23 protein-coding genes are annotated in these 23,391 nt (G+C 67.5%); 14 read left to right on the top strand and 9 right to left on the bottom strand.

Annotated elements, in window-relative coordinates:
* Positions 1-155: 155 nt before the first annotated feature.
* Positions 156-1,613 (bottom strand): aldehyde dehydrogenase family protein, encoded by a 1,458-nt coding sequence (locus F5544_RS32920; RefSeq protein WP_167476787.1) that lies wholly within the window; start codon positions 1,611-1,613, stop codon positions 156-158.
* A 212-nt stretch (positions 1,614-1,825) separates the two neighbouring features.
* On the opposite strand from F5544_RS32920, the gene map reads away from it, so the two are divergent.
* The 5 genes from map (at position 1,826) to F5544_RS32895 (ending at position 5,511) form a co-directional block, all read left to right on the top strand.
* Complete coding sequence (gene map / locus F5544_RS32915) at positions 1,826-2,689, top strand: type I methionyl aminopeptidase (RefSeq protein ID WP_167476786.1); 864 nt, start codon at positions 1,826-1,828, stop codon at positions 2,687-2,689.
* Entirely contained in the window at positions 2,686-4,209 is a 1,524-nt protein-coding gene (locus F5544_RS32910) for a cobyric acid synthase (RefSeq protein ID WP_174867452.1), read from the top strand. The genes map and F5544_RS32910 overlap by 4 nt, the downstream gene beginning before the upstream one ends.
* 83 nt (positions 4,210-4,292) lie before the next feature.
* A complete protein-coding gene (locus tag F5544_RS32905; RefSeq protein WP_167476784.1) occupies positions 4,293-4,493 on the top strand; it encodes a hypothetical protein in 201 nt (66 codons plus the stop codon).
* Positions 4,494-4,814, top strand: coding sequence for a type II toxin-antitoxin system PemK/MazF family toxin (locus F5544_RS32900; protein ID WP_167476783.1), 321 nt, complete (start codon positions 4,494-4,496; stop codon positions 4,812-4,814).
* Positions 4,815-4,947: 133 nt separating this feature from the next.
* Positions 4,948-5,511, top strand: coding sequence for an alpha/beta fold hydrolase (locus F5544_RS32895; RefSeq protein WP_167476782.1), 564 nt, complete (start codon positions 4,948-4,950; stop codon positions 5,509-5,511).
* Here the strand turns inward: F5544_RS32895 and F5544_RS32890 are convergent.
* The gene (locus F5544_RS32890; RefSeq protein ID WP_167476781.1) at positions 5,491-6,534 is read right to left on the bottom strand and encodes an alpha/beta hydrolase; all 1,044 of its coding nucleotides are present in this window, start codon (positions 6,532-6,534) and stop codon (positions 5,491-5,493) included. The two genes, F5544_RS32895 and F5544_RS32890, sit on opposite strands and share 21 nt — an antisense overlap.
* Before the next feature lie 248 nt (positions 6,535-6,782).
* Between F5544_RS32890 and mqo the strand changes: the two genes are divergently transcribed.
* Positions 6,783-8,312 carry a malate dehydrogenase (quinone) gene (mqo, locus tag F5544_RS32885; protein WP_167476780.1) on the top strand — a complete coding sequence of 510 codons (1,530 nt, stop codon included), beginning with the start codon at positions 6,783-6,785 and terminating at the stop codon, positions 8,310-8,312.
* 18 nt (positions 8,313-8,330) lie between these two features.
* Complete coding sequence (locus F5544_RS32880; protein ID WP_167476779.1) at positions 8,331-8,780, top strand: GNAT family N-acetyltransferase; 450 nt, start codon at positions 8,331-8,333, stop codon at positions 8,778-8,780.
* Between the two features lie 9 nt (positions 8,781-8,789).
* On the opposite strand, the gene F5544_RS32875 is transcribed toward F5544_RS32880, so the two are convergent.
* Entirely contained in the window at positions 8,790-9,557 is a 768-nt protein-coding gene (locus F5544_RS32875) for an EI24 domain-containing protein (protein WP_167476778.1), read from the bottom strand.
* A 191-nt stretch (positions 9,558-9,748) separates the two neighbouring features.
* On the opposite strand from F5544_RS32875, the gene F5544_RS32870 reads away from it, so the two are divergent.
* From F5544_RS32870 to F5544_RS32855, 4 genes are all read left to right on the top strand, one after another.
* On the top strand, positions 9,749-11,857 hold the full coding sequence (locus F5544_RS32870; protein WP_167479634.1) for a VWA domain-containing protein: 2,109 nt from the start codon (positions 9,749-9,751) through the stop codon (positions 11,855-11,857).
* Positions 11,858-11,986: 129 nt separating this feature from the next.
* Positions 11,987-12,601: a cob(I)yrinic acid a,c-diamide adenosyltransferase gene (cobO, locus tag F5544_RS32865; protein ID WP_167476777.1), complete on the top strand. Its 615-nt coding sequence runs from the start codon at positions 11,987-11,989 to the stop codon at positions 12,599-12,601.
* Between the two features lie 114 nt (positions 12,602-12,715).
* Positions 12,716-14,347 (top strand): cobyrinate a,c-diamide synthase, encoded by a 1,632-nt coding sequence (locus F5544_RS32860; protein ID WP_167476776.1) that lies wholly within the window; start codon positions 12,716-12,718, stop codon positions 14,345-14,347.
* Between the two features lie 147 nt (positions 14,348-14,494).
* The gene (locus F5544_RS32855) at positions 14,495-14,947 is read left to right on the top strand and encodes a cobalamin biosynthesis protein (protein ID WP_167476775.1); all 453 of its coding nucleotides are present in this window, start codon (positions 14,495-14,497) and stop codon (positions 14,945-14,947) included.
* Between the two features lie 56 nt (positions 14,948-15,003).
* Here F5544_RS32855 and F5544_RS32850 read toward each other — a convergent pair whose 3' ends face one another.
* Entirely contained in the window at positions 15,004-15,444 is a 441-nt protein-coding gene (locus F5544_RS32850; RefSeq protein WP_167476774.1) for a hypothetical protein, read from the bottom strand.
* A gap of 145 nt (positions 15,445-15,589) precedes the next feature.
* The gene (locus F5544_RS32845; RefSeq protein WP_167476773.1) at positions 15,590-16,306 is read right to left on the bottom strand and encodes a hypothetical protein; all 717 of its coding nucleotides are present in this window, start codon (positions 16,304-16,306) and stop codon (positions 15,590-15,592) included.
* Here F5544_RS32845 and F5544_RS32840 point away from each other — a divergent pair.
* Positions 16,268-16,654, top strand: coding sequence for a nuclear transport factor 2 family protein (locus F5544_RS32840; protein ID WP_167476772.1), 387 nt, complete (start codon positions 16,268-16,270; stop codon positions 16,652-16,654). The genes F5544_RS32845 and F5544_RS32840 overlap by 39 nt on opposite strands.
* A 155-nt stretch (positions 16,655-16,809) precedes the next feature.
* Entirely contained in the window at positions 16,810-17,301 is a 492-nt protein-coding gene (locus tag F5544_RS32835; RefSeq protein WP_167476771.1) for a PPOX class F420-dependent oxidoreductase, read from the top strand.
* A gap of 32 nt (positions 17,302-17,333) precedes the next feature.
* On the opposite strand, the gene F5544_RS32830 is transcribed toward F5544_RS32835, so the two are convergent.
* From F5544_RS32830 to F5544_RS32815, 4 genes are all read right to left on the bottom strand, one after another.
* On the bottom strand, positions 17,334-18,365 hold the full coding sequence (locus tag F5544_RS32830) for a DUF2293 domain-containing protein (protein ID WP_167476770.1): 1,032 nt from the start codon (positions 18,363-18,365) through the stop codon (positions 17,334-17,336).
* Between the two features lie 43 nt (positions 18,366-18,408).
* Positions 18,409-19,251 carry an ADP-ribosylglycohydrolase family protein gene (locus F5544_RS32825; protein WP_167476769.1) on the bottom strand — a complete coding sequence of 281 codons (843 nt, stop codon included), beginning with the start codon at positions 19,249-19,251 and terminating at the stop codon, positions 18,409-18,411.
* 115 nt (positions 19,252-19,366) lie between these two features.
* The gene (locus F5544_RS32820) at positions 19,367-20,464 is read right to left on the bottom strand and encodes a hypothetical protein (protein ID WP_167476768.1); all 1,098 of its coding nucleotides are present in this window, start codon (positions 20,462-20,464) and stop codon (positions 19,367-19,369) included.
* A 2-nt stretch (positions 20,465-20,466) separates the two neighbouring features.
* A complete protein-coding gene (locus tag F5544_RS32815) occupies positions 20,467-21,597 on the bottom strand; it encodes a phosphotransferase family protein (RefSeq protein WP_167476767.1) in 1,131 nt (376 codons plus the stop codon).
* A 364-nt stretch (positions 21,598-21,961) separates the two neighbouring features.
* On the opposite strand from F5544_RS32815, the gene F5544_RS32810 reads away from it, so the two are divergent.
* Entirely contained in the window at positions 21,962-23,314 is a 1,353-nt protein-coding gene (locus F5544_RS32810; RefSeq protein ID WP_238846780.1) for a DoxX family protein, read from the top strand.
* The last annotated feature ends 77 nt before the right edge of the window (positions 23,315-23,391 follow it).

Raw genomic sequence — 23,391 nt, 5'->3', positions numbered from 1 at the left:
GTGCTGGTCCGCTGGATGAACCGACCGGTCCGGTGAGTGATATGGACACGCGACTCGACTACTCGGATGTCCCAAAAGCATCCAGTTGGCTAATTCAAAAAGCCGAGAGCGCGACACCATGACGGTGCCGCGCTCTCGGCCGTGAAAATGCGTTATCAGTAAGGGAATTGACGACGACCGCGGTTGACCGAGATCCATTTGAGGGTGGTGAATTCCGCCAGCGACGACTCGCCGTTGAGCCTGCCGACCCCGGAGGACTTCTCGCCGCCGAAGGGCACATTCGGTTCGTCGTGGATGGTGCCGTCGTTGACATGGACCATCCCGCTGTCGATCCGGCGAGCCACCCTGATGGCGCGGTCGATATCGCGGGAATGCACGGCGCCGCTCAAGCCGAAGGGGGTCGCGTTCGCGATGCGGATCGCGTCGTCCTCGTCGCCGGCAGCCATGACGAGGGCCACCGGGCCGAACAGTTCCTCGCGGGAGATCGGCATATCGGTGGTCACCTCGGCCAGGACCGTCGGTGCGAGCACGCGGCCGCTGCGGACGCCGCGCACCAGGGCGGTCGCGTTACCGGCGATGGCCTGTTCGATGAGCGATTCGACGGTATCGGCCTGGCGGTCGCTGATGAGCGGTCCGACGATGGTGGCCGGATCCCTTGGATCCCCGACCGGCAGCGATTCGACCTTGCGGAGATAACCCTCGACGAACCGGTCGTATACCGGCCTGGCGACCACCAGCCGATTTGCCGACAGACAGATCTGACCCTGGTGGGTGAACCTGCTGAACACCGCCGCGTCGACGGCCAATTCCAGATCGGCGTCCTCGAGCACGATCAATGCGCTGTTGCCGCCCAGTTCGAGCACCGAACGCTTGAAGTGCCGGGCGGCGACCTCGCCGATGTGCGCGCCCACCGTCGTCGAACCGGTGAAGGAGATGACCCGGGGGATGGGGTGGGTGATGAACGAATCGCCCAGTTCGGCGATATCGGCAACGATCACGTTGAGCACGCCGTCGGGCAGACCGGCCCGCCGGAAGATCTCCGCCAGGATGGTCCCGCCCAGGATCGGGGTCTGCTCGTGCGGTTTGACCACGACCGCGTTACCGACGGCCAGCGCGGGCGCGACCGACTTCAGCGCCAGCAGGAACGGGAAGTTGAACGGCCCGATCACCGAAACGACGCCGACCGGCTCCCGGTACACCAGGTTCTCCCGGTCCGGCAGCGGTGACGGCATGATGCGGCCCTCCATCCGGACCGGAAGCGTCACCGCCTCCCGCAACATCTGCAGCGCCAGGTCGATCTCCACCGCGGTCTTGATGACGGTGCCGCCGGTCTCCTCGGTGATCAGCCGCGCGATATCGGCCCGGTGCGTCTCGACCTCGCGCACCACGTTCTCCAGCACCAGCCGCCGCTCGAAGGGATTCGTTGCCGCCCAGGCCGTTTGGGCCGCCGCGGCGGCTGCGTATGCCCGGTCGACATCGGCCGTCGTCGCGCCCTGCAATTTGGTGAGCACCGTGTCGTCGTACGGGTTGGTGTCCACGAGGACGGTGGTACCCGTCCCGGAAACCCATTCGCCATCGATGAATTGCTTGTTCAAAGACTCGTATTCGTACATTGCCATCCTTCCCACCGACAAGTGTGAGCGCGGCGGCCTCGCGCGGCCCTTGCCAGCCGTGAAAAGGTCCGTGGCACAGCGGAATTCCGGTGGTTCGGCGAGCTGTGAGCCGCCGGGTGCGCGGCGTGGCGGTACGGCCGGGATCGGGCGTTCGGAACCGAACCGGCGGTAGCGGTGACGACTCGGACCGGCGTCCGATTACGCTGTGGAACATGTCTGTGCGCACCCGCAAGCCGCTCGTTCCCGGCACACTCTCGCCAACCCGTGAGGTCCCGCGCGCGATCGAGCGCCCGGAGTACGCCTGGAAGAAGACCGTCAACGAGGGCCACGAACCCTGGGTCCAGACGCCGGAGACCATCGAGAAGATGCGCATCGCGGGCAAGATCGCCGCGCAGGCGCTGGAAGAGGCGGGCAAGGCCGTCGCGCCGGGCGTCACCACCGACGAACTCGACCGCATCGCGCACGAGTTCATGTGCGACCACGGCGCCTACCCCTCGACGCTCGGCTACAAGGGTTTCCCGAAATCCTGCTGCACCTCGCTGAACGAGGTGATCTGCCACGGCATTCCGGACTCCACCGTGATCGAGGACGGTGACATCGTCAATATCGACGTCACCGCCTATATAAACGGCGTGCACGGCGACACCAACAAGACCTTCCTGGCCGGCGAGGTCGACGAGGAGGTGCGGCTGCTCATCGAGCGCACCGAGGAGGCCACGATGCGGGCCATCAAGGCGGTGCGGCCGGGCCGGGCGCTGAACGTCATCGGCCGGGTGATCGAGTCGTACGCGAACCGGTTCGGTTACGGCGTCGTGCGCGACTTCACCGGGCACGGTGTCGGGCCGACCTTCCACAGCGGCCTGGTCATCCTGCACTACGACCAGCCCGCGATCGAATCGATCATCGAACCCGGCATGACCTTCACCATCGAGCCGATGATCAACCTCGGCGGCATCGACTACGAGATCTGGGACGACGGCTGGACCGTGGTCACCAAGGATCGCAAGTGGACGGCTCAGTTCGAGCACACACTCGTTGTCACCGAAACGGGGGCCGAGATCCTCACGCTTCCGTGAGGGGTGCGCTGCTGGTCGCCGGGACCACCTCCGACGCCGGGAAAAGCGTGGTGGTGGCCGGGCTCTGTCGTCTGTTGGCGCGCAAGGGTATTCGGGTGGCGCCGTTCAAGGCGCAGAATATGTCCAACAATTCGGTGGTCACCCTCGACGGCGGCGAGATCGGCCGGGCGCAGGCGTTGCAGGCGCGGGCGTGCGGGCTGGAGCCGAGCGTGCGGTTCAATCCGGTGCTGCTCAAGCCGGGCAGCGACCGGCGCTCGCAACTGGTGGTGCGCGGCCGGGCGGTCGACACGGTCGGCGCGCGTGACTATTTCCGGCACCGGCGCGAGCTGCGCGCTCTCGTCGATGCCGAATTGGCCGCGCTGCGCGCCGAATTCGATGTGGTGATCTGCGAGGGCGCCGGTTCACCCGCCGAAATCAACCTGCGCGCAACCGATCTGGCGAATATGGGGTTGGCGCGCTCGGCCGGGCTCCCGGTGCTCGTCGTCGGCGATATCGATCGCGGCGGGGTGCTCGCCCACCTGTTCGGCACCCTCGCGATCCTGGAACCCGAAGACCAGCAATTGATTTGCGGCTTCATCGTGAACAAGTTCCGGGGCGATCCCGAGCTGCTGCGGCCCGGGCTGGACCGGCTCGCCGAGCTCACCGGCCGTCCGACGCTCGGTGTGCTCCCGTACGCGGACGAGCTGTGGCTCGATGCCGAGGATTCGCTCGGCGTCGACGCGGACGCCCCGGTCGGCCGTCCCCGGCCACCCGCCGGAACCGAGTGGCTCACCGTCGCCGCCGTCCGGCTGCCCCGCATCTCCAACTCGACCGATGTCGAGGCGCTGGCCTGTGAGCCGGGTGTCGCCGTCCGCTGGGTGGCCGAGCCGTCCCGTCTCGCCGACGCCGACCTGGTGGTGCTGCCGGGCAGCAAGGCCACCGTGTCGGATCTGGAATGGTTGCGCCGCAACGGAATAGCCGACGCGCTCGCCGCACGCGCCGCCGCGGGCGGGCCGATACTCGGCATCTGCGGCGGCTATCAGATGCTCGGCACACACATCGTCGACCCGGTCGAATCCGGTGCGGGCGCGGTGCCCGGATTGGGCCTGCTCGACCTGGATATCGAATTCGCCGAGCCGAAGGTGTTGCGGCGCAGCGCCGGACACCATGCCGCATCCGGAATCCCCTTGCACGGCTACGAAATCCACCACGGCCGAGTCTCGCGCAACGCCGACCCCGCCTGGCTGACCGTCGACGGCGCCCCGGAAGGCAGTGTGCGCGCCGCCATCTGGGGCACCCACCTACACGGCCTACTGGAATCCGACGATTTCCGCCGCGCCTGGCTGCGCGAGGTAGCGGCCCGCGCGGGCCGCACCGGCTTCACCATCGCCGCCGACATCTCGGTCGCCGCCATCCGCACCGCCCAACTGGACCTGCTGGCCGACCTCCTCGAACAACACCTGGACCTCGCCCAGGTGGAACGCCTGATCACCGACGGCCCAACCCCCGACCTGCCCGGCCTATCGACCAGCCGGTTCTGACGAGCCGAAGCCGTCCGGGTGGACGTTGCACGGGCGCTGCTCAGCGCCTAGCAGATGTCTTACATGTGTCATACACTTGTCGTATGGCCGCAACGATCACCTTCCGTCCCAGTGCCGACGACGAGCGCATCATCGACCGCGCCCGTCGCGGCGACGAGAACACCACCGACGTGATTCGTCGCGCCCTGCGCCTATTGGACCGGCAGGAATGGCTACAGCAGGCGCAGGCCGACGCCGACCGCCTGCGGGACGAGGACCTCAACGACGAGCCGGAGGCGTGGTAGATGTTGGTCCGTGGCGCGGTCTACAAGGTCGACTTGGGGGAGGCCAAGCGTGGGCACGAACAGCGTGGCCGACGCCTCGGTGTGCTGGTCAGCCCGTCGGACTGGCTCGGATCGACGGTGACGATCGTCCCCACTTCCACTTCTGCGGGCGGCTCGGTGTATCGGCCGTTGGTCGAGATCGACGGCCGGGAGACACGGTTGCTGGTCGATCAGATCCGCACCATTGATACCGACTATCTGAAAGAGCAGGTGGGCAACCTCACTCGCGACTGCATGGCCGAACTCGATGACGCGCTCGGCCGATATCTCGGAATCCACTGACCGGCACCGTGATTCGAACCTCGTGACGGATGTCGCCACGCGTCGGGCTCACTATTCGGGTCTTCGCCGTCGGTCGTACACGTGCATCGGTTCCAAACGCCGGATTCAGCTCCGGCGTGTAGCGTTCTACGGCATGAATTCTCGGCGGATCACGGTCGGTGACCGGACCTGGACCGTGCGGGTCGATGGGCCGGAGTCCCGGCATACCGTCCTGCTGCTGCCCGGCGCGGGGGATCCGGTGGACGTCTACGACCGGGTCTGCGCCCGACTGCACAATTCCGACCTGCGCACCATCGCGGTCGAATCGCTGGACGGCCTGGACCAGGCCGGAGTGCACGCCATCCTGGACGAGCTGAAGGTGCCGTGGGTGAACGTCGCGGGGCGCGGCGCGGGCGCGACGCTGGCCTGGCAGGTGGCCGCGGGCGGGATGGGTCGCTTCGTGAGCCTGGTCGTGGCCGATCGCGGCCATCCGGCCCTGCCCGGCGCCGACGGGATCGTGCTGGACCCGACCTGCCGTCCGGTCGAGTTGCCGACGACGATGCTGGTCACCAAGGGTTTGTCGCGGGCGATCGCGGACGCCTCGGGGCGCAATGTCTACGGCGAATTCCGGGTGGTGCAGGTCGACGTCGACAATGTGGCCACCGAGGCCGACCACGAACTGGCCACCGAGATCGTGTTACGCACCAGCCTCTGGTGAGCGGTATCCGGCCAGCCAGTCGAGCCAGTTGTCCAGCTCGGTGAAGGCCTGCGCCAGCGGCGCGGCCGCGGATAGGAACACGTCGTGGCGGGCGCCGTCGATCGGCACGATATTCGTGCGGTCGCCGAGGCAGCCCGACCAGCGCTGGATCTGCCGGACATCGAGCACCGCGTCGGCGACGTCGACGGCCGGACCGTACTTGCGCGCGAAAGTCGTTATCCGCGAACGCAGAATGAGTGCGGGCACACCGATATCGAGCCCCCGGTGCAGTTGCGCGTGCCCGTTGCGGATCGCCCGCAGCCAGCCGAAGCGCACCGGAAACCCTTGTAGCGGTTTCCAATCCAGGTTGTAGTCCCATTCACCCGCGACGCTGTTGTGCAGGCTGTCGCCGTAACTGGTGATCTCGGCGCCCGGTAGCGCGAACCTCGCGCGAAAACGCCCGAGCGCCTTGATGATCGGCGTGCCGACGGATCGGTAGTACGCGGGCCCCTGCAGATCGAACCAGGGACTGTTCAGCACCAGGCCGGTGACGCCCGCGGCCACGGTCCCGCGCGCCCGGTTCAGCCGGTCCAGCCACAGCGCGGCCACCAGTCCACCGGTGGAATGCGCGACCACCAGCACCTCGCCGCCGGTCTCCGCCCGGACGATATCCAGTGCCGCATTCAGCTCGACGTCGTACAGCGCCAGATCGCTGACATAGTGCGGGGTCTGGCCCTCCCGCCGGGAGCGGCCGCATTTGCGCAGATCCAGCGCGTAGAACCGGTGCCCGCGCGCTGCGAAATGTTCGGCCAGATGCTGCTGGAAGAAGTAATCGGTGAAACCGTGCAGGTACAGCACGGCGCTCGCCTCGGTTTCCACCCGCTGCGGCGGGGTATAGCGAACGAGGGTGGCTACCGCCTCGCCCTCGCCGTCCGGATCCGGGCCGAGCGGAATCGTGCGCTGCTGGTACTCCGTGCCGAGGACATCGGGTTGCCACTGTGCGCCCGTGATATCCGACACGCCGAGCGCGGTTTCGTTCGTCACAAGCACCAATCTAGGCGACGTACGGAGGGGTTTGAAGGTTGTGCGTCTCACTCGTTGCCGAAGGTATCTATGTCACATTCGGCCGGTTCGTTGCGGGGGTTGCAAGCGGTGAGGTGCACAATTGGCCTTAGGTGAACGGTGGGTAACCTACTCCCGCCGCGTCGCGGAAACAGCCCACAACCACATAGCGCCCGTGCCATGCGCGCCACCCGCCGGTGGTGCGCGGAGACAAGGAAGTCGATCTACCCGTGCCGAACGCTGCCCAGACTGAAAAGACCGACGTAGTACTCATCGGTGCAGGCATCATGAGTGCCACACTCGGCGCGCTGCTGCGTCAGCTGCAGCCGGATTGGTCGATCACGCTGTTCGAGCGGCTCGACGCCGCCGCGCCGGAGAGCAGCGACCCGTGGAACAACGCGGGCACCGGGCACTCCGCGCTCTGCGAGCTGAACTACAGCCCGCAGAAGCCGGACGGCTCGGTCGATGTGTCCAAGGCGATCGATATCAACGAGCGGTTCCAGGTGTCCCGGCAGTTCTGGGCCTACGCGGTGCAGAACGGCGTGCTCGGCGACCCGTCCGGGTTCATCAACCCGATTCCGCACGTCAGCTTCGTGCACGGCGCCGACGACGTGCAGTATCTGCGCAAGCGTTACGAGGCGCTGTCGCGGCATCCGCTGTTCGAGGGTATGGAGTACATCGACGACCCGGCCGAGTTCACGCGGCGACTACCGCTGATGGCGCGCGGTCGCGACTTCTCCGATCCGGTCGCGCTGAACTGGACCGACTACGGCACCGATATCGACTTCGGTTCGCTCACCAAGGAACTGCTCGCCTACCTCGGCGCCAGCGGCGCCGAGCTGGCCTTCGGCAACGAGGTGCGCAACCTGACCAAGCAGTCCGACGGCAGCTGGCTGGTCAAGGTGCGCAACACCCGCACCCGTCAAATCCGTACGCTCCGAAGCAAATTCGTCTTCGTCGGCGCGGGCGGCGGCGCGCTGCCGCTGCTGCAGAAGTCCGGTATCAAGGAGATCGCCGGGTTCGGCGGCTTCCCGGTGAGCGGCCAGTTCCTGCGCTGCACGAACCCGGAGCTGACCACCCAGCACAACGCGAAGGTCTACGGCAAGGCCGCGGTGGGTGCGCCCCCGATGTCGGTGCCGCACCTCGATACTCGTGTCATCAACGGCCGTCCCGGTCTGCTGTTCGGCCCGTACGCGGGCTGGACGCCGAAGTTCCTCAAGGACGGCAAGAACTCCGATCTGTTCAAATCGGTTCGGCCGGGCAATGTTTCGCCGATGCTCGGCGTCGGCCTCACCGAGATGAGCCTGGTCAAGTACCTGGTGAGCGAGCTGCTCAAGTCGGAGTCGGGCAAGGTCTACTCGATGGGCGAATTCGTGCCGCGGGCCGACGGCCACGACTGGGAGCTGATCACCGCGGGCCAGCGGGTGCAGATCATCCGCCGCAAGGGCATCGGCGGCGTGCTCGAGCTCGGTACGGCCGTGATCGCGGCCGAGGACGGCACCATCGCCGGACTGCTCGGGGCCTCCCCGGGCGCCTCCACCTGCGTCAGCGCGATGATGGATGTGCTGCAGCGCTGCTTCCCGCGCGAGTACGCGCAGTGGACGCCGAAGCTGAAGGAGATGGTGCCCTCGCTCGGCGTGAAGCTCTCGGAGAATCAGCCGCTGTTCCACGAGGTCTGGGAGTGGACCTCCAAGGCGCTGAATCTGACCGATGTGAAGGTCAACACGCCAGGACCTGCGGGGGTCGCGGCAAACGCGTAGGTGTGGTACCAAGACGCGATGATGTCAACGGTTGCTCTCAAACGGTCGTGGGCCGAGGATCTCGATACCGCCACCCTCTACCAGCTGTTGAAACTTCGCGTCGAGGTGTTCGTCGTCGAGCAGAAGTGTGCGTATCCGGAGTTGGACGGATTCGACCTACTGCCGCGGACCAGGCACTTCTGGCTCGACGACGAGGGTGAGGTCGTCGCGACCCTCCGGTTGCTGGAGGAGCGCGAAAACGGTGTGAAGACCTACCGGATCGGTCGGCTGTGCACCGCGGCCCCGTATCGCGGGCACGGGTACACCACCCGGCTGGTGAAGGCGGCGCTGGCCGAAGTCGGTTCGGCCACAGTGCGTTTGAGCGCGCAGTCCTACCTGACGGATATGTACGCCAAGCACGGGTTCAAGGTCGACGGCGAGGAATTCGACGACGACGGCATCATGCACACGCCGATGCGCAAGGGCTGAGCCGACTCCTCACGCACCCGATGCGGGGTGCGTGGGGACATATTCGCGCCCGCCGGTCAGCTCGCGGGCCAGCATGGTGGCCCCGGCGACGGCGCCGGGCATCAGCAGTACCGCGACGAACGGCACCAGGAATACCGCGGCGAGCGGAATCCCGAAGCCCCACACCAGCATTCGTCGTGATCGCAGCAGGGTCAGCTGTTCGCGCAATTCGACGCGCCTGCGCAGCATCGCCACCGCGGTGAGTTCCTGGGTGAGGAAGAATCCGGTGACGCCGAGGCCGAGCAGCGGGACCACCGTCTGACCGACGACCGGCAGGAAGCCGGCGACGAAGAGCAGCACACCCCAGACGGCCGCACGGACGACGACGCGGATGCCGTCGCGGATCCCGATCCACAATTCCCGCCAGACCGACAGGCCCGATTCGGGCGCCGCGCCGTCGAGGGATTTGTCGACGTGTTCGGAAAGGGCCTCGTAGAACGGCTGGCCGAGCACCAGCGTCACCGCGGTGAAGGTGATGATCGCCAGGAACAGGGCCAGAATCCACAGCAGTACGGCCAGGAAGCCGCGGAACAGCCCACTGGCGGACCAGTGATTCGCGAAGGGCGTCGCCCAGGTGACGAAATCGTCCGCGCCGTAAGCCAATCCGACCAGCGCGGCGATATAGAGCACCAGCGCGAGCAAACCGGGCAGCAGCCCGAACCCGAACCAGCGGCCGTGGTTCGCCACCCACCGCTGGCCGCGTACCAAATAGCCGAACCCCAACCCCAGATCGCGCACGGGCACAGCGTATTCGAGTCGGGCCGGATGACAAGTCGGGCGGCGGCGAGCCGCTTCGACGCTGTCACCGTCGCTTGAATCGAACGCGATGGTCGCCTGGTGACGGGGCGCTGTGGGCTCCGCCGTCGGCGCACGCATAGAGTTGGGGCGTGTCCGCTTCTATCGACCTGACGCAATCGGATTCGGCCCGCATGCGCGCCGACGGTGAACCCGGATTCCCGTTCTCGGCGGTGGTCGGGCAGGAGCGGTTGCAGCTGGCGCTGATTTTGTGCGCGGTGCATCCCGGGATCGGCGGGGTGCTGGTGCGCGGGGAGAAGGGGACGGCCAAGTCGACGGTGGTGCGGGCGCTGGCCCAGCTGCTGCCGCCGGTGGTGGACGAGGCGGGGGCGCGGCCCGCGCGGCTGGTCGAACTGCCGGTCGGCGCCACCGAGGACCGGGTGGTCGGCTCGCTGGATCTCGAGCGGGTGCTGCGCGACGGGGAGCAGGCGTTCCGGCCCGGATTGCTGGCGGCCGCACATCACGGCGTGCTGTACGTCGACGAGGTGAATCTGCTGCACGACCATCTGGTGGACGTGCTGCTCGACGCGGCCGCGATGGGCCGGGTGCACGTCGAACGCGATGGTGTCTCGCATTCGCATCCGGCGCGATTCGTGCTGGTGGGCACCATGAATCCGGAAGAGGGCGAACTGCGGCCGCAGCTGCTGGACCGATTCGGGCTCACCGTCGACGTCGCCGCGTCGCGCGATGTCGACGTGCGCGTCGCGGTGGTGCGCGCGCGACTGGACTACGAGGCCGATCCGTTCGGCTTCGCCGAACGCTATGCCGCCGCGGATCACGAAGTCGCCGAACGCATTCTGATCGCGCGAGCCCGGTTGGCCGGTGTGCTGCTCGACGATGTGGAGCTACGCAGGATCGCGGCGCTGTGCGCGTCCTTCGACGTCGACGGCATGCGGGCCGACCTGGTGGTGGCTCGGGCGGCGACCGCGCATGCCGCATGGCGCGGCGGCGACCGGGTCACCGAGGACGATGTGCGGGTGGCGGCGGAATTGGCGCTGCCGCACCGGCGCAGGCGCGATCCGTTCGACGAGCCGGGCATCAGTGAGGAACAGCTCGACGAGGCGATGCGCGATGCGGCGGCCGAGGCGGAGCGGGCTTCCACGCCGGATTCCGCTGAGCCTCGAGATGATTCGAGACCTCATGCTGACGACGGGGCCGACGCGCCCGACGACCTGGGATCCGACGGGTCCGATGGCCCGGATAATCGCGGACCCGATTCGCCGCCCGATGGTCCCGAGCGAAATGGCCCCGATGATCGCGGACCCGATTCTCCGCCCGATGGTCCCGAGGGCAATGGCCCGGACGACCGTGGGCCCGGTACTCCGCCCGACGGCCCCGATGACGATGGCCCGGACGATCGCGGACCCGACGGCCCGCGTGGGCGTTCTCGCGAAAGTCGTACTGGGGCAGCGAAATCCGCGCCGGTGGCCGCGCCCCGCTGGCAGGTGCCCGGTGTCGGCGAAGGCGCACCGGGCCGTCGGTCGCGGGCGCAGACACGCAACGGCCGGGTCGTACGCTCCAGTACCGACGCCGGTTCCGGTCTGCATCTGCTCGGCACCGTATTCGCCGCCGCGCCGCATCAGCGGGCACGCGGCAGGCTCGGCGGGCCGCTCGAACTGACCGCCGAGGATCTGCGCGGCGCGTATCGCGAAGGGCGCGAAGGGAATCTGATCGTCTTCGTGGTCGACGCCTCGGGTTCGATGGCGGCCCGCGACCGGCTCTCGGCGGTGACCGGCGCGGTGGTCGCGCTGCTGCGCGACGCCTACCAGCGCCGAGACAAGGTCGCCGTCATCACGGTGCGCGGCGCGACGGCCGAATTGGCGCTGCCGCCGACGTCTTCGGTGGATATCGCGGTGCGCAGGCTGTCGGGTATGCGCACCGGCGGCAAGACGCCGTTGGCCGCCGGACTGCTGAAGGCGCGTGAGGTGGTGCACCGCGAGCGGGTGCGCGATCCGCGCCGACGCCCGATGCTGGTGCTGCTCACCGACGGTCGCGCTACCGGAGGAGCCGATCCGGTGCCGCGCGCTCGGGCCGCGGCGGGTTTGCTCGCGCGTGACGGCGTCACCTCCATCGTGGTCGACTGCGAACGCGGCATGATCCGCCTCGGTCTCGCCGCCGACCTCGCCCGCGACCTGCGCGGCGACTACCTGCGCCTGACGGAGTTGACCGGCGATACCGTCGCCGATCTGGTCCGCACCGGATCCGCCGGGCAGGCAACGCTTTTCGCGGACCGGGCCGCGTGAGTCTATTGGGTGGTTACTCGATCCGGCTGGTTGTGAACTCAGTCGGTCGGCTCGGGGTCGCACCAGGGACGGCGGGGTTCGTCGACGGGGAAGATGCAGCGCAATGGTGCGCGGGGACAAGGAGTTTCGATGCCTAAAGGAGTGCCGGAGACGGTCCCGGACGACGGGTTGACCACGCGGCAGCGGCGCAATCAGCCGGTGCTCGCCGTGCATACCGGGCCGGGCAAGGGCAAGTCGACGGCCGCGTTCGGGATGGCGCTGCGCGCCTGGAACCAGGGCTTCGATGTCGCGGTCTTCCAATTCGTGAAGAGCGCGAAATGGAAGGTGGGGGAGGAGGCGGCATTTCGCACCCTCGGGCGGCTGCACGCGGAAACCGGCGCGGGCGGCCCGGTGGAGTGGCACAAGATGGGCGAGGGTTGGTCGTGGACGCGTAAGCAGGGCACCGACGAGGACCATGCCGCCGCCGCACTCGCCGGATGGCGCGAGATCTCCCGCAGGCTCGCCGCCGAACAGCACCGCTTCTATGTGCTCGACGAGTTCACCTACCCGTTGAAATGGGGCTGGGTCGAGGTGGCCGAGGTCGTCGAGACACTGCGCGACCGGCCGGGTAACCAGCACGTCGTCATCACGGGACGCGATGCGCCACAGGCACTTTTGGATGTGGCCGATCTGGTCACCGAGATGACCAAGGTCAAACACCCGATGGATGCCGGGCGCAAGGGGCAGCGGGGTATCGAGTGGTGACCCGCGCATGCGGTCGGGTTCCGGCGGCGGAAAGCGGACGGTCGTGTGCGCGCCGACAGGGCACCGAGTGGTGACCCGCTCACCGGGTGGCGATACGCCAACGGGGTTGCGGCCGTGACGGTTCCGGCGGTCGTGATCGCCGCGCCCGCGTCCGGCAGCGGGAAGACCACGGTGGCGACCGGGTTGATCGGGGCGCTGCGGCGGGCCGGGCACCGGGTCGCGCCGTTCAAGGTGGGGCCGGACTACATCGATCCCGGCTACCACGGTCTCGCGGCCGGGCGTCCCGGACGCAATCTCGATCCGGTGCTGGTCGGCGCCGAACGGGTGGTTCCGCTGTACCGGCACGGGGCGCACGGCTGCGATATCGCCGTCGTCGAGGGCGTGATGGGTCTGTTCGACGGGCGCATCGACGAAAATGTCGCTGGTCCGGTGGCCGAGGGGTCGACGGCGCAGGTCGCCGGGCTGCTCGGCGCGCCCGTCGTGTTGGTGGTCGACGCGCGCGGGCACAGCCAGAGCCTGGCGGCGCTGCTGCACGGGTTCGTGACCTTCGACAGTTCCGTCCGGCTCGGCGGGGTGATCCTGAACCGGGTAGGCAGCGAGCGACACGAACAGGTGTTGCGTGCCGCCTGCGACCGCGTCGGACTGCCGGTGCTCGGCTCGCTGCCGCGAATGAGCGAATTGGAGGTTCCGTCAAGGCATCTCGGACTCATCCCGGCCGTGGAACACGGTACCGCCGCGACCGCCGCGGTCGATGCGATGACGGAACTCGTTGCGGCGCATGTGGATCTGGCCACAGTCGCGACCTTGGCCGAATCTGCCGCCGAAGGGCAGAGCTGGGATCCGGAGTCTGAGCTGCACGCCCTCGGAGATCGCACGGGCACGCGGCATGGCTATTCGGCCGGATCCGGCTCGGCTGTAATTCGGCGCGATGGTGCGGAATTCGACACGACCGACCTGAACGCTGAACGGCGTGGTGGCGGCCATGGTCCGACCGATCCGGTCGCAGTATGGTGCGGTGCGCGTGGATCCGGCGTTGCCGACCTGACCGCTATGCGGCGCGGTAGCGGCGAATCCGGCCACGGTGATCGGGCGCTGACCGGGGCGGGACCCGCAGCGGATTTCGCGCCGACTATTGCGATGGCAGGCGGGCGCGCCTTCACCTTCGGCTATGCGGAGCATCGCGAACTGCTGGTCGCGGCGGGCGCGCGGGTTGTTGTCTTCGATCCGCTGCACGATGAATTGCCCAGTGATACGGCGGGTTTGGTGCTGCCCGGTGGATTCCCCGAGGAACACGCGGCCGAGCTCTCCGCGAACACGCGCCTGCTCACCCAGGTGGCGGAGCAGGCCCGGCGCGGTATGCCCGTCCATGCCGAGTGTGCGGGGCTGCTCTATCTGACCCGCACCCTGGACAGCCATCCGATGGCCGGAATCGTCGATGCCGCAGCAGAATTCGGTCCCAGGCTCACCCTCGGTTACCGAGAGGCCGTCGCTCTGGCCGATTCTCCGCTGTGGCGGGCTGGTGAACGGGTGCGTGGCCACGAATTCCATCGCACGCGGCTGATCGACTCCGGCGCGGATGCCCAGGCTTGGGGCTGGCATTCGGGCTCCGAACGCATCCGCGAGGGCGCGCTCGTGCATCGGGTGCACGCCTCTTACCTGCACACACACCCAGCCGGAAATCCGGAGGCGACAATGCGTTTCGTCGCCGCGGCTGCCACCTACGACGCCGCCCGCGCTGATGCCTGATCCGATCCTCGCCGGTTCGGCCGCCGAACGGTCCGGACCTCACCGACAATCGTTCCGTCTCACCATCGCACAGTGCCGACCATCGAGCGAGCCCGTCGTGAACTCGACGATCCGCGGATCGATGGCCCGAGACGATTCGATCGTGAGATGACGGGCGTTGAACGCGGATCGGGCCGGTCTCCCCGGGTCGGGGCGGTGTCTGACCCGGACTCCTTGCCGCCAAGGCGAATCGAGCTCGCGGTAGGGCTGGGGCTGCGTGCGGGAGTCTCGGCAGATCGCATCATCGGTGCGATTCGAGAGGTAGCGGGTGATGGCGTGGTCGCTGTCATCGCGACGATCGACCGGCGGGCGGAGGAGCCCGGAATATGCGACGCGGCAGCGTATTTCGGTGTTCCGGTGCTGCGATACAGCGCGGCGGAAATGGCAGCTGTCCCGGTGCCCAATCCGTCCGAGCGGGTAGGTTCGGCCGTCGGCACCGGAAGTGTCGCGGAAGCGGCCGCGCTACTGGCGGGCGGTGGTCCGCTGCTGACCGCCAAACGTGTCGTCGACGGTGTCACGGTGGCGACGGCGCGCTGCGTCCGGCTCGATCCCGGCGATTGAGCGTCGGCGGGCCGGGTCGCTGGAAAACGCGACCCGGCCCGCCGGATAACGTTGCGCTACAGGCAAATACCGCCGAGGTTCAGCGCGTTGACGACGACGGACCCGACGGCCTGCTGCATATCCGGGTCACCGTCGTAGTAGATGGCGCTGATGACGTGGCTGCCCGCGATATCGGGCGCCCACACCATATGCGCGGTGCCGCCCGACACCGGCGCGGTGCCGACGAAATTGCCGCTGATCCCGGCGAGGTGGCTGAAGAAGTCGATCTTGCCGTTGTTGACGGGGGAACCGTCGGGCCGCTGCAATGTCGCGACAACGGTCTGCGCGCAGCCGACCGACGCGGTACCGGCCGCGCCGAGCGCCGAACCGGCCATGGCGACGGTGATCCGCGGTGCGGTCGCCGCCGCGGCCTGCGGCGCCGATGCGATCGGAGCTCCCAGACATGCCGCCGCCAGCACGGCACCGGCCGCGCCGCGCGAAAACGTGAATCCGCTCAAAAGTGCCCGCCTTTCGCTGTGCCGACCGGACCGCCGACGGCCCGGCTTCGATCCAGGGCAGGCTACCCGAGACCCAGGTCACACCGGGGACGCCGCGCGGGTGCGGCCGACCGACACGCCAGACGGCGCGCGGATGATCGACGAGCTAGAGGAACCACAGGATCCAGCGAAGCCAGCCCCGTTCGGATCTGATGACGACCAGATCCGGGCGTCGGCGCTGCAGTTCGGACACGATGTCGTCCAGCGACACCGGACGCACCAAGCGTTCCGACACGCAGATGCGATGACCCGTCGTCAATCTGTTGATCGGGCCATAAATCATTCGGGGCCAACGCCTTTCGTCGAGCTTCGGCGTGCGTCCGGCCAACTCGATCGCCAGATACCGCGTCCGGTCGGCGGGTACCCCCACCCTGACCAGATGCACCCGCGATATCGCTTCCCAGGGAATTCGACCGAACGGCCGAACCGTCACGGCGTTGTCATCGACCAGCACATCGGGCGAACGGTCGAGCAGATAGGACGAGCCGACCAGCGCCACGAACACACCCACGGCGATGCCGGACACCGGTACCGGCGGACCGGGCATGCTCACCTGGAGCAGAACGAGCGCGATGACCGCCACCACACCCGCGACAACCATGAACACATGGATGCGGGACGACGCTCGAAACGACGTCGGCTTTTCCTTGCTATGCACCACGATCTGGACTGTAATCACGAAACGCCACCACCCGCTCCCAGCAATTCCCTGGGCGGGTAACACGTTGGTGTGCGGATATGTTGATCGAACAGCAGTCGACAAATTGGGTATGAAAGGCCGGATATGCATCCCTTCCGAGCGGCCGTCGAGGCCCGCGACCATGCCGCGATCGAAGCGTTGCTGGCCGATGAGGTGGTGTTCACCAGTCCCGTCGCGTTCAAGCCGTACCCGGGCAAGGCGATCACCGCGGCCATACTGCGTGCCGTCATCGACGTGTTCGAGGACTTCCGCTACGTACGGGAGATCGCCGACGGGCGCGACCACGCCTTCGTATTCGAGGCGACGGTCGATGGCAAGCAGTTGACCGGCTGCGACTTCCTGCACTTCGACGCGGACGGCAGGATCGACGACTTCATGGTCATGGTCCGTCCGCTGTCGGCCGCACAGGCGCTGGCCGAGCGGATGGGGGAGCAGTTCGAGCGGATCAAAGCCGAGGCGGCTCGCGGGTGAACGAGATTCGGCCATACACATTCCCGCGTCGCCTACCCGTCAGCGATGTCGAGCTCGAGCTGTAACCGGTGATGATTCCTACCCCGGGCGGATGCGCGGGCCGGTCGAGCGTCGTTACGGTCGTCGTAGGCTGTCCGCCGGATCGGGAGGGGTTGATGGCGCAACAGGAACGCCGGAGCGTGCGAATCGCCAGGGCGACATACCGTTTGACCGATCTGATCCGGGATCGCCGGGCTTTCGATGTCGCGGATTATCCGCCCACCGGCCGGGATTTCGCCGGGTTCGGATCGACGCGGCAGTGCCTGTTGATCACCTTCCGGCGGTCGGGTGCGGCGATGCCATCGCCGATGAATTTCGGTATCGCCGACGGAAAGATCTACATGCGGACCGAGCTGGGTTCGGCGAAGGTCCGTCGCCTGCGCGCCGATCCGCGGGTGGTGTTGGTGCCGTGCGACTTTCGCGGCAAGCCGAAAGGTGCGGCCGTCGCAGCCCTCGGCCGCCTGCTGTCCGAAGCCGAGGCCGCGGCGGCCGACGCGGTGATCGCGGCGAATTGGAGTGCGCCGATGCGGATGGTGGAGCGCGGTCTGGAACGGGCGAGCGAACAGCTCGACATGCCGCTCGCCTATCTCGAATTCACACCGGCGTAAGCGGATTCGATCGTTTGTCGACGCGGTACCGATCAGGCGCGCCACGAGTCGAGTACGCGATCGAGGTCGGCGCGGATGGCGGCGCGCGCCTCCATCCGCGGTACGCCCTGCATCAGCAGCCGGTCGTATTCGGTGTCGAGATGGCGCACCGAGGCGATAACCGCGAGGGTAACCGCCTCTGCCGCAAGTACTTTGGCGGCGGCGCTGCGGCCGACCCGCCCACTGCCGCGCAGCGCCGCGTGTTCGGCGATCCGGGTGGCGCGGTCGGCGGGACAGCGCGGGAACAGCCGCCGGATCTCGGCCGCCATCTGCCCGGCGAATTCGACATCCTGTTCGGCGCGGCGCACCCGGTCGCGTTCCCGGCGGCGCAGCCGCGCCTCCTCATCGGCGAGGCACAGTTCCTCGGCCCTGGCCAGCGCCTGTTCCTCGACGAGGATGCCGAGCCGCTCGTGCCTGCGCCGCCGCCGGTTGAATTGGACGACGATCGCCGCGAGGGTGCTTTCCTTCTTGGCCCGGCGGCTCAGCGCCGCGTCGCCGGCGGGCAGGAATTCGAGGTGGTCCAGGTCGGCGCAGGTCAGGCAGAGCGGCCCGGCGGTCGAGGTGATCAGGTACGCGCCGGTTTCGGAGCATTCGGTGCAGGTCCACGGCTCGACCGCGGCGATGACGACCAGATCGGGCGCCTTGTTCTGCCGCTCGATCAACTGCTTGCGCCGGGCCGGGCTCAGCTCGGGTGACAGCCAGTGGATCCGGAATACCGAATCGTCCTGATCATCAAGGAATTTGAGTGCCAGCCGATCGCGCCCGCCGGACAGGTAGGCCGTTTCGCTCGGCGTCAGTCCTTGTTCGCGCGCCCAGTCGCCGAGTAGGTCGGCGGCGTCGCGCAGTTTGCGCCCGTCCACCGCGGCCACCCGCTCCAGCGAATCCACCCGCCCCTGCCGCCATCGGTCGACATCGCTGGAGTGCAGCCACCGGATCCCGGTGAACACATCGATCGCGCAAACATACTTCCGTTGAGCCAGCGCCGCTTCCGCGGCCTCGGCCACCCGCCGCCGGAGCTTGGACATACCCCGAACCTAGAGCACCGGGCCGACGATCCCGTGCCGGGGCTCAACCGAGTGCCGCGAGCAACCGGGTTTCCAACTCACGCAGGTAATCCCGGCCGTACGTCCCGTTCTCCAAACCGGCGACCAACCCCTCCGGTAGATTCTGGGCGATCTCGGGCGAGCGCGCCGCGGCGCCGAGCGCGATGGTCGCAACCGTGTCCACATCGCCGGTGAAAGCAACACTGGTGCGCAGGATTTCGCTCAGATCACCGCCTTTGGTGAGGGCCGTGAGCGCGGCCCGGACACTCATCCACCCCTTCGACCCGACCTTACCGCGCCACGGTTGCGTCCAGCGCTCGCCGAGCTGCGCGCCCACCCAGTCCGCGACCCCGGCGACCGGACCGAGCTGCCGATGGCAGTAGTGCACGGCCAGCGCGGCCGCCTGGGCCGCGGCTATTCCGTCGGGTGTGTCGTGCGTGATCCGGGCTTGGACGCGCGCGTGATGCAGGACGTCGGCTACGGTCGGCAGCAGCCCGATCGGCGCGGATCGCATTGCGGCGCCGCTTTTGTCGCTGTCCGGCCGGATCCGCCGCAGGAACTCCGCGCCGCTGTGCACCGTGTCGAGGAAGCGTTGGAAGCCGCTGGCGTATCCGTCGCGCCGATCGCGGTGGTAGACCCGTACGAAGTGGTCCGCCAGCCGCTCCTCGGTCCATGGCTCGCCCGAAGCGAGCAGTTCCGCGACTGCGAGAGTCATCTGGGTGTCGTCGGTATATGAACCGGGCAGCACGGTCAGGTGGGTCGGGTGTTGTACGTAATGCGTCAGATTGTTATGCCGCGCAACGAATTCCGGGTCGGCGTACTCGAAACCGGCACCGTACGCGTCGCCGACCGCCAACTCGACCAGCATATGAACCTCCCCCTTGGTCGCTTCGTGTTCGGCGCAGCCTATCAGTTATTGGTCGTATTGACCATAACCAAGAGGTCCGGGGTGGCCCGGCGAGATCCGCGCCGGGCCACCGGAATCAGGGTGCGACCGAACCCCAGTCGGCGAAGCCGGTGGGGTCGTGGCGGCCGAGGCTGGCGTGTTCGAAGAGGCCCCAGCCCTCGGCCGAGCCGCACCGGGCGCTGGCGACGTGATCGATGACGCCGTAGGGGATTCGGGCGGCGATGGCCGGGTCGGTGAGGTCGTAGCGGGTGCTGGAGGTCCAGTCGCGGCCCTTCCATTGGCCGTGCAGCCAGTCCGGATCGCCGCCGTAGCCGCAGCCGATGTGCAGCGGGACGCCGGTGCCCGCGGTGATCTCCACCTCGAGCGGTTTGCCGTCGGGGGTGCTGAGTTCCAGCCGCGCGCCGGTGGGAATCCTTGTGCCGGAACGATATTTGATGTGCACGCGGGGCCAGCCGAGCTGTTCGGTGCGGCCGTCGGGCCAGATCCTGGTCGCGTCGTTGAGCGTGCGCCTGCCGTCCGGCTCCTCCTGCACGATGACGATGATCGCGAATTCCTCGAAGCGCAGCGGGGTATAGAGCCACCAGAAGCCGCCGGACCCCTCGCTCGCCGCGCGGCCCGCCGGTTCGCCCTCGCCGACCGGGCGGATGCCCCACGATCGGTCCCGGGTTCCGGTCCACACCGCGGGGTCGACGGTGAAATCCGCACCATCCACGGTCAAAGTTCCCGCCCAGGAACCGACTTGGGCGAAGCGGCTGGCATCGATGATGGGCCGGTTGCCCGCCAGGATGAGATGCGGCTGCTCCTGAACGGCGGGGAAGGCCCCGGTCCAGGTGAGGTCGAAGGACAGATCCTCGTGTTCGCAGATCACCCGAATCCGTTGCAGCGCCTCGATGACCTCGATCCGGTACCCGCCCACCCGCTGTTCGAGCGAGCGGTCGCCGAGCGCGTCGGAGAACCGCACCGAACGCTGGACGTCGCCGCGCCGAACGGTCGCGTACGCATCGGTGACGCCGAGATTCGGATACACCCCGAGCCCGGTGATGAGGAAAGTGCCGCCGTCGCGGTCGTGTGCGTTGAAATAGCTGCGGTCGTAGAAGTTCCGGTCGCTGGAGGCCACCCGGGCCATGGTCAGCGGGGTCTGGTGGATCGGGTATTCGTCAAGTGGCGCAGGCATATTCAGTCCCATTCGTAGGTTCCGTCGAGCAGTGCCTCCAGGCTCGCCCGGTGCATCACATAGTCGTCGCGGTCGGGTACGTCGGTGTCCTCGCCGAAATGGATCATCCTGCGCTTGACCCTGGCCATCACGATGGCGTGCCGCAGCGCCGCGTAGACCAGGTACCAGTCCAGGTCGCGCACCGTATATCCGGTCAGCTCTTCGTATTTCGCGACGACATCGGCGCGGCGCAGGAAGTCGGGCAGGCCCGGCTGGTCGAAGCGGGTCGCGATGTCCTGGAAGAAGCGGTGAATGAAGATGAGCCAGGCGATATCGAGTTCGCGCGGGCCGAGCGCGGCCATCTCCCAGTCCAGGATCGCGGCGGGCTCGAATTCACGGTAGATGATATTGCCGGGCCGGGAATCGCCCCAGCTCAGCACGTCCGGCCCCGGATCGGCGGGCCAGTGCGCGTCCAGCCAGTCGAATGTCCGCTCTATCAACGGGATTCGATAGCCGTCGGCGGCCAGCGCCCACCGGTACCAGGCGCGCTGCGCCTCGACATGTTTGCGCAGCGCCTGGCCGGGGCCCGCGAGCATCGGGAAGCGGGCCGCCGGATCGGGTATCGCGTGGATCTTCGCGAGCACCGCGACGGTCTCGGCGGTGAGCCGGGCCCGTTCCTCGGGTGTCGCGTCGAACAGCCAGCCGAAGAAGACGTAGGGCGGATTGTCGGCGGGCACTCGGCCGTCCACCCGTCGCATCACCAGAAACGGTGTGCCGAGCGGGTTTTCGTCGGTCTCCAGCCAGCACAGTTCCGGCATCGGCACGTCGCAGGCCTCGGCGACCCCGGCCATCACCTTGTATTGTCTTGCCAGATCGTAGGTTTCGAAGACCGGGAAGTCATCCGCCTCCGGCGCCATCCTGGCGACGAACGAGCCGCTCTCGAGCCGCCCGTCCACGCTCCATTCGGCGTCGAACAGCACCGACGAACTCGACATCCCGCCGGACTGCGGCCGGGACAGCGCCGAGATCTTCGGCGGATGGTCGGCCGAGACCCGCGAGTCGAGCCAGCGGGCCAGATCGTCGGCGAGGACGTCGAGATCGCGGTCGCTCGTGGTGAGTTGCCGCCGCTGTGACGGGTCGGAATCGTCGGCCATTACATCTCCTTCTGGCACGTTAGCCCTGCCGTGACTGTAACGCGTTCTAGTTTCCTCCGCAGATGAATCGGGGCATTGTGCTACTGCGATGTCTCGCAACAACAGTCGATGATGTCGCCGCTACCGCAGCGGCGGCTGTTGGCGCCGCGCAGCCGGGGTGGTGCCGCGCGGCGCACCCCCCAAAATGTGGGAACTCGAGCTAGTACGTAGGCACCACGGTGGTGCCAGCACGTACGACCTCATGGGTAGGCGACGTCAATCCTCCGGCCGATTCGCGGCTCGTCGGATCGGTGGAAGCTGATTTCGTGTGCTTCGACTATTTCGCCCGAACGTTGCGGGTCTCGCGGATGATGAGGTGTCGGTCGTGAGTACGGTCACGGAAGATATCGATGCGACGGAGGCTTCGCCGGAGGCGGTCTCGCGCCCGACCTGGAATCCCTTGACCCGGATCGCGTTCCGGTTCACCTTCGCCTATTTCGGCCTGTTCTGCGTGCTTTTCGCGCAGATTCTCTTCGCGTTCGCCGGAATCGCGACGCAGTGGCTGCCGATGGATCTGACCATCTGGCAGATGAAAACCCTCGAACCGGTCACCGAATGGGTCGGCCGCACGGTTTTCGGGGCCGACGTCGTGCTGCGCTTCAACGGCAGTGGTGATCAAGCCGCCATTTGGGTGTTCGTCTTCGACATCCTGGTCGCCGCCGTTATCGTCACGGCGGTGTGGACGCTGCTGGATCGGCGGCGCACCGAGTACGCCCGTTTGCACGGCTGGTTTCTGACCTTCCTGCGGTTGTGCCTCGGCGGCCAGCTGCTCCTGTACGGTTTCGCCAAACTGATCCCGATCCAGATGCCGTATCCGCCGTTGACCACGTTGCTGTCGCCGTATGGTGAGCAGCACCTGACGGGCGTGCTGTGGAATCAGGTCGGTTCCGTGCCGGTGTATCAAAGTCTGTTGGGCGCGGCCGAAGTGACCGCCGGACTGTTGCTCTTCCTGCCCCGTACCGCGACCGCGGGTGCGCTGCTCGGCATGGTGAGCATGGCGCAGGTGTGGATCCTGAACATGACCTTCGACGTTCCGGTCAAGATCCTGTCCTTTCACATGCTGCTGCTCTCGCTCGTGCTGTTGGCCCCGCAGGCCCGGCGATTGGCGAATATCCTTGTGCTGGAACGTCCGTCCGAGCCCGCGACGCAACCGCGACTGTTCTCGGGGCGGCGAGCGAACCGGATAGCCGCGGTGGTGCAGGTCGCACTCGGTATCTGGATCGCGGCCGGTTTCGCGCAGGCCGAGTGGAAGAACCTGTACGAAGGTGGCCTCCGGACGCCGAAACCGGCGCTGTACGGCATCTGGAACGTCACCGATTTCAGCATCGACGGTCATGACGTCCCGCCGCTGGTAACGGACGAGAGTCGTTGGCGGCGACTGGTTTTCGATATCGAGAACTTCGCCGCGTTCCAGCGCATGGATGATTCGTTCGTACCGTTGCGCGCCGCCGTCGATACCGAGGCGCACACCGTGGCGCTATCGAACCTACCCCGAACCTCGAACGTTCAGCCGCACAAGCTCGCGGACCTGACCTTCGACCGTCCGGCGCCGGACCGACTGACACTGCACGGTGACCTGAACGGCCATCCGGTCACGATTGCCCTCCGGCAGTTCGACCTGAATTCCCTCCCGCTGAAAGGCCCAGGTTTCCACTGGATCCACAACGCGGAGGAGTAGTCCTGTCCCGCATGCCTTATGCGCACCTCGCACCGGAGCGCGGCCGGTGCGGGGTGCCCAAAGGGCATGTGGGACAG

The organism is Nocardia arthritidis (assembly GCF_011801145.1).
GTDB classification, from domain to species: Bacteria; Actinomycetota; Actinomycetes; order Mycobacteriales; family Mycobacteriaceae; genus Nocardia; species Nocardia arthritidis_A.
The sequence above is the reverse complement of the archived record's forward strand: the minus strand, read 5'-3'. Positions and strand labels throughout refer to the sequence as shown.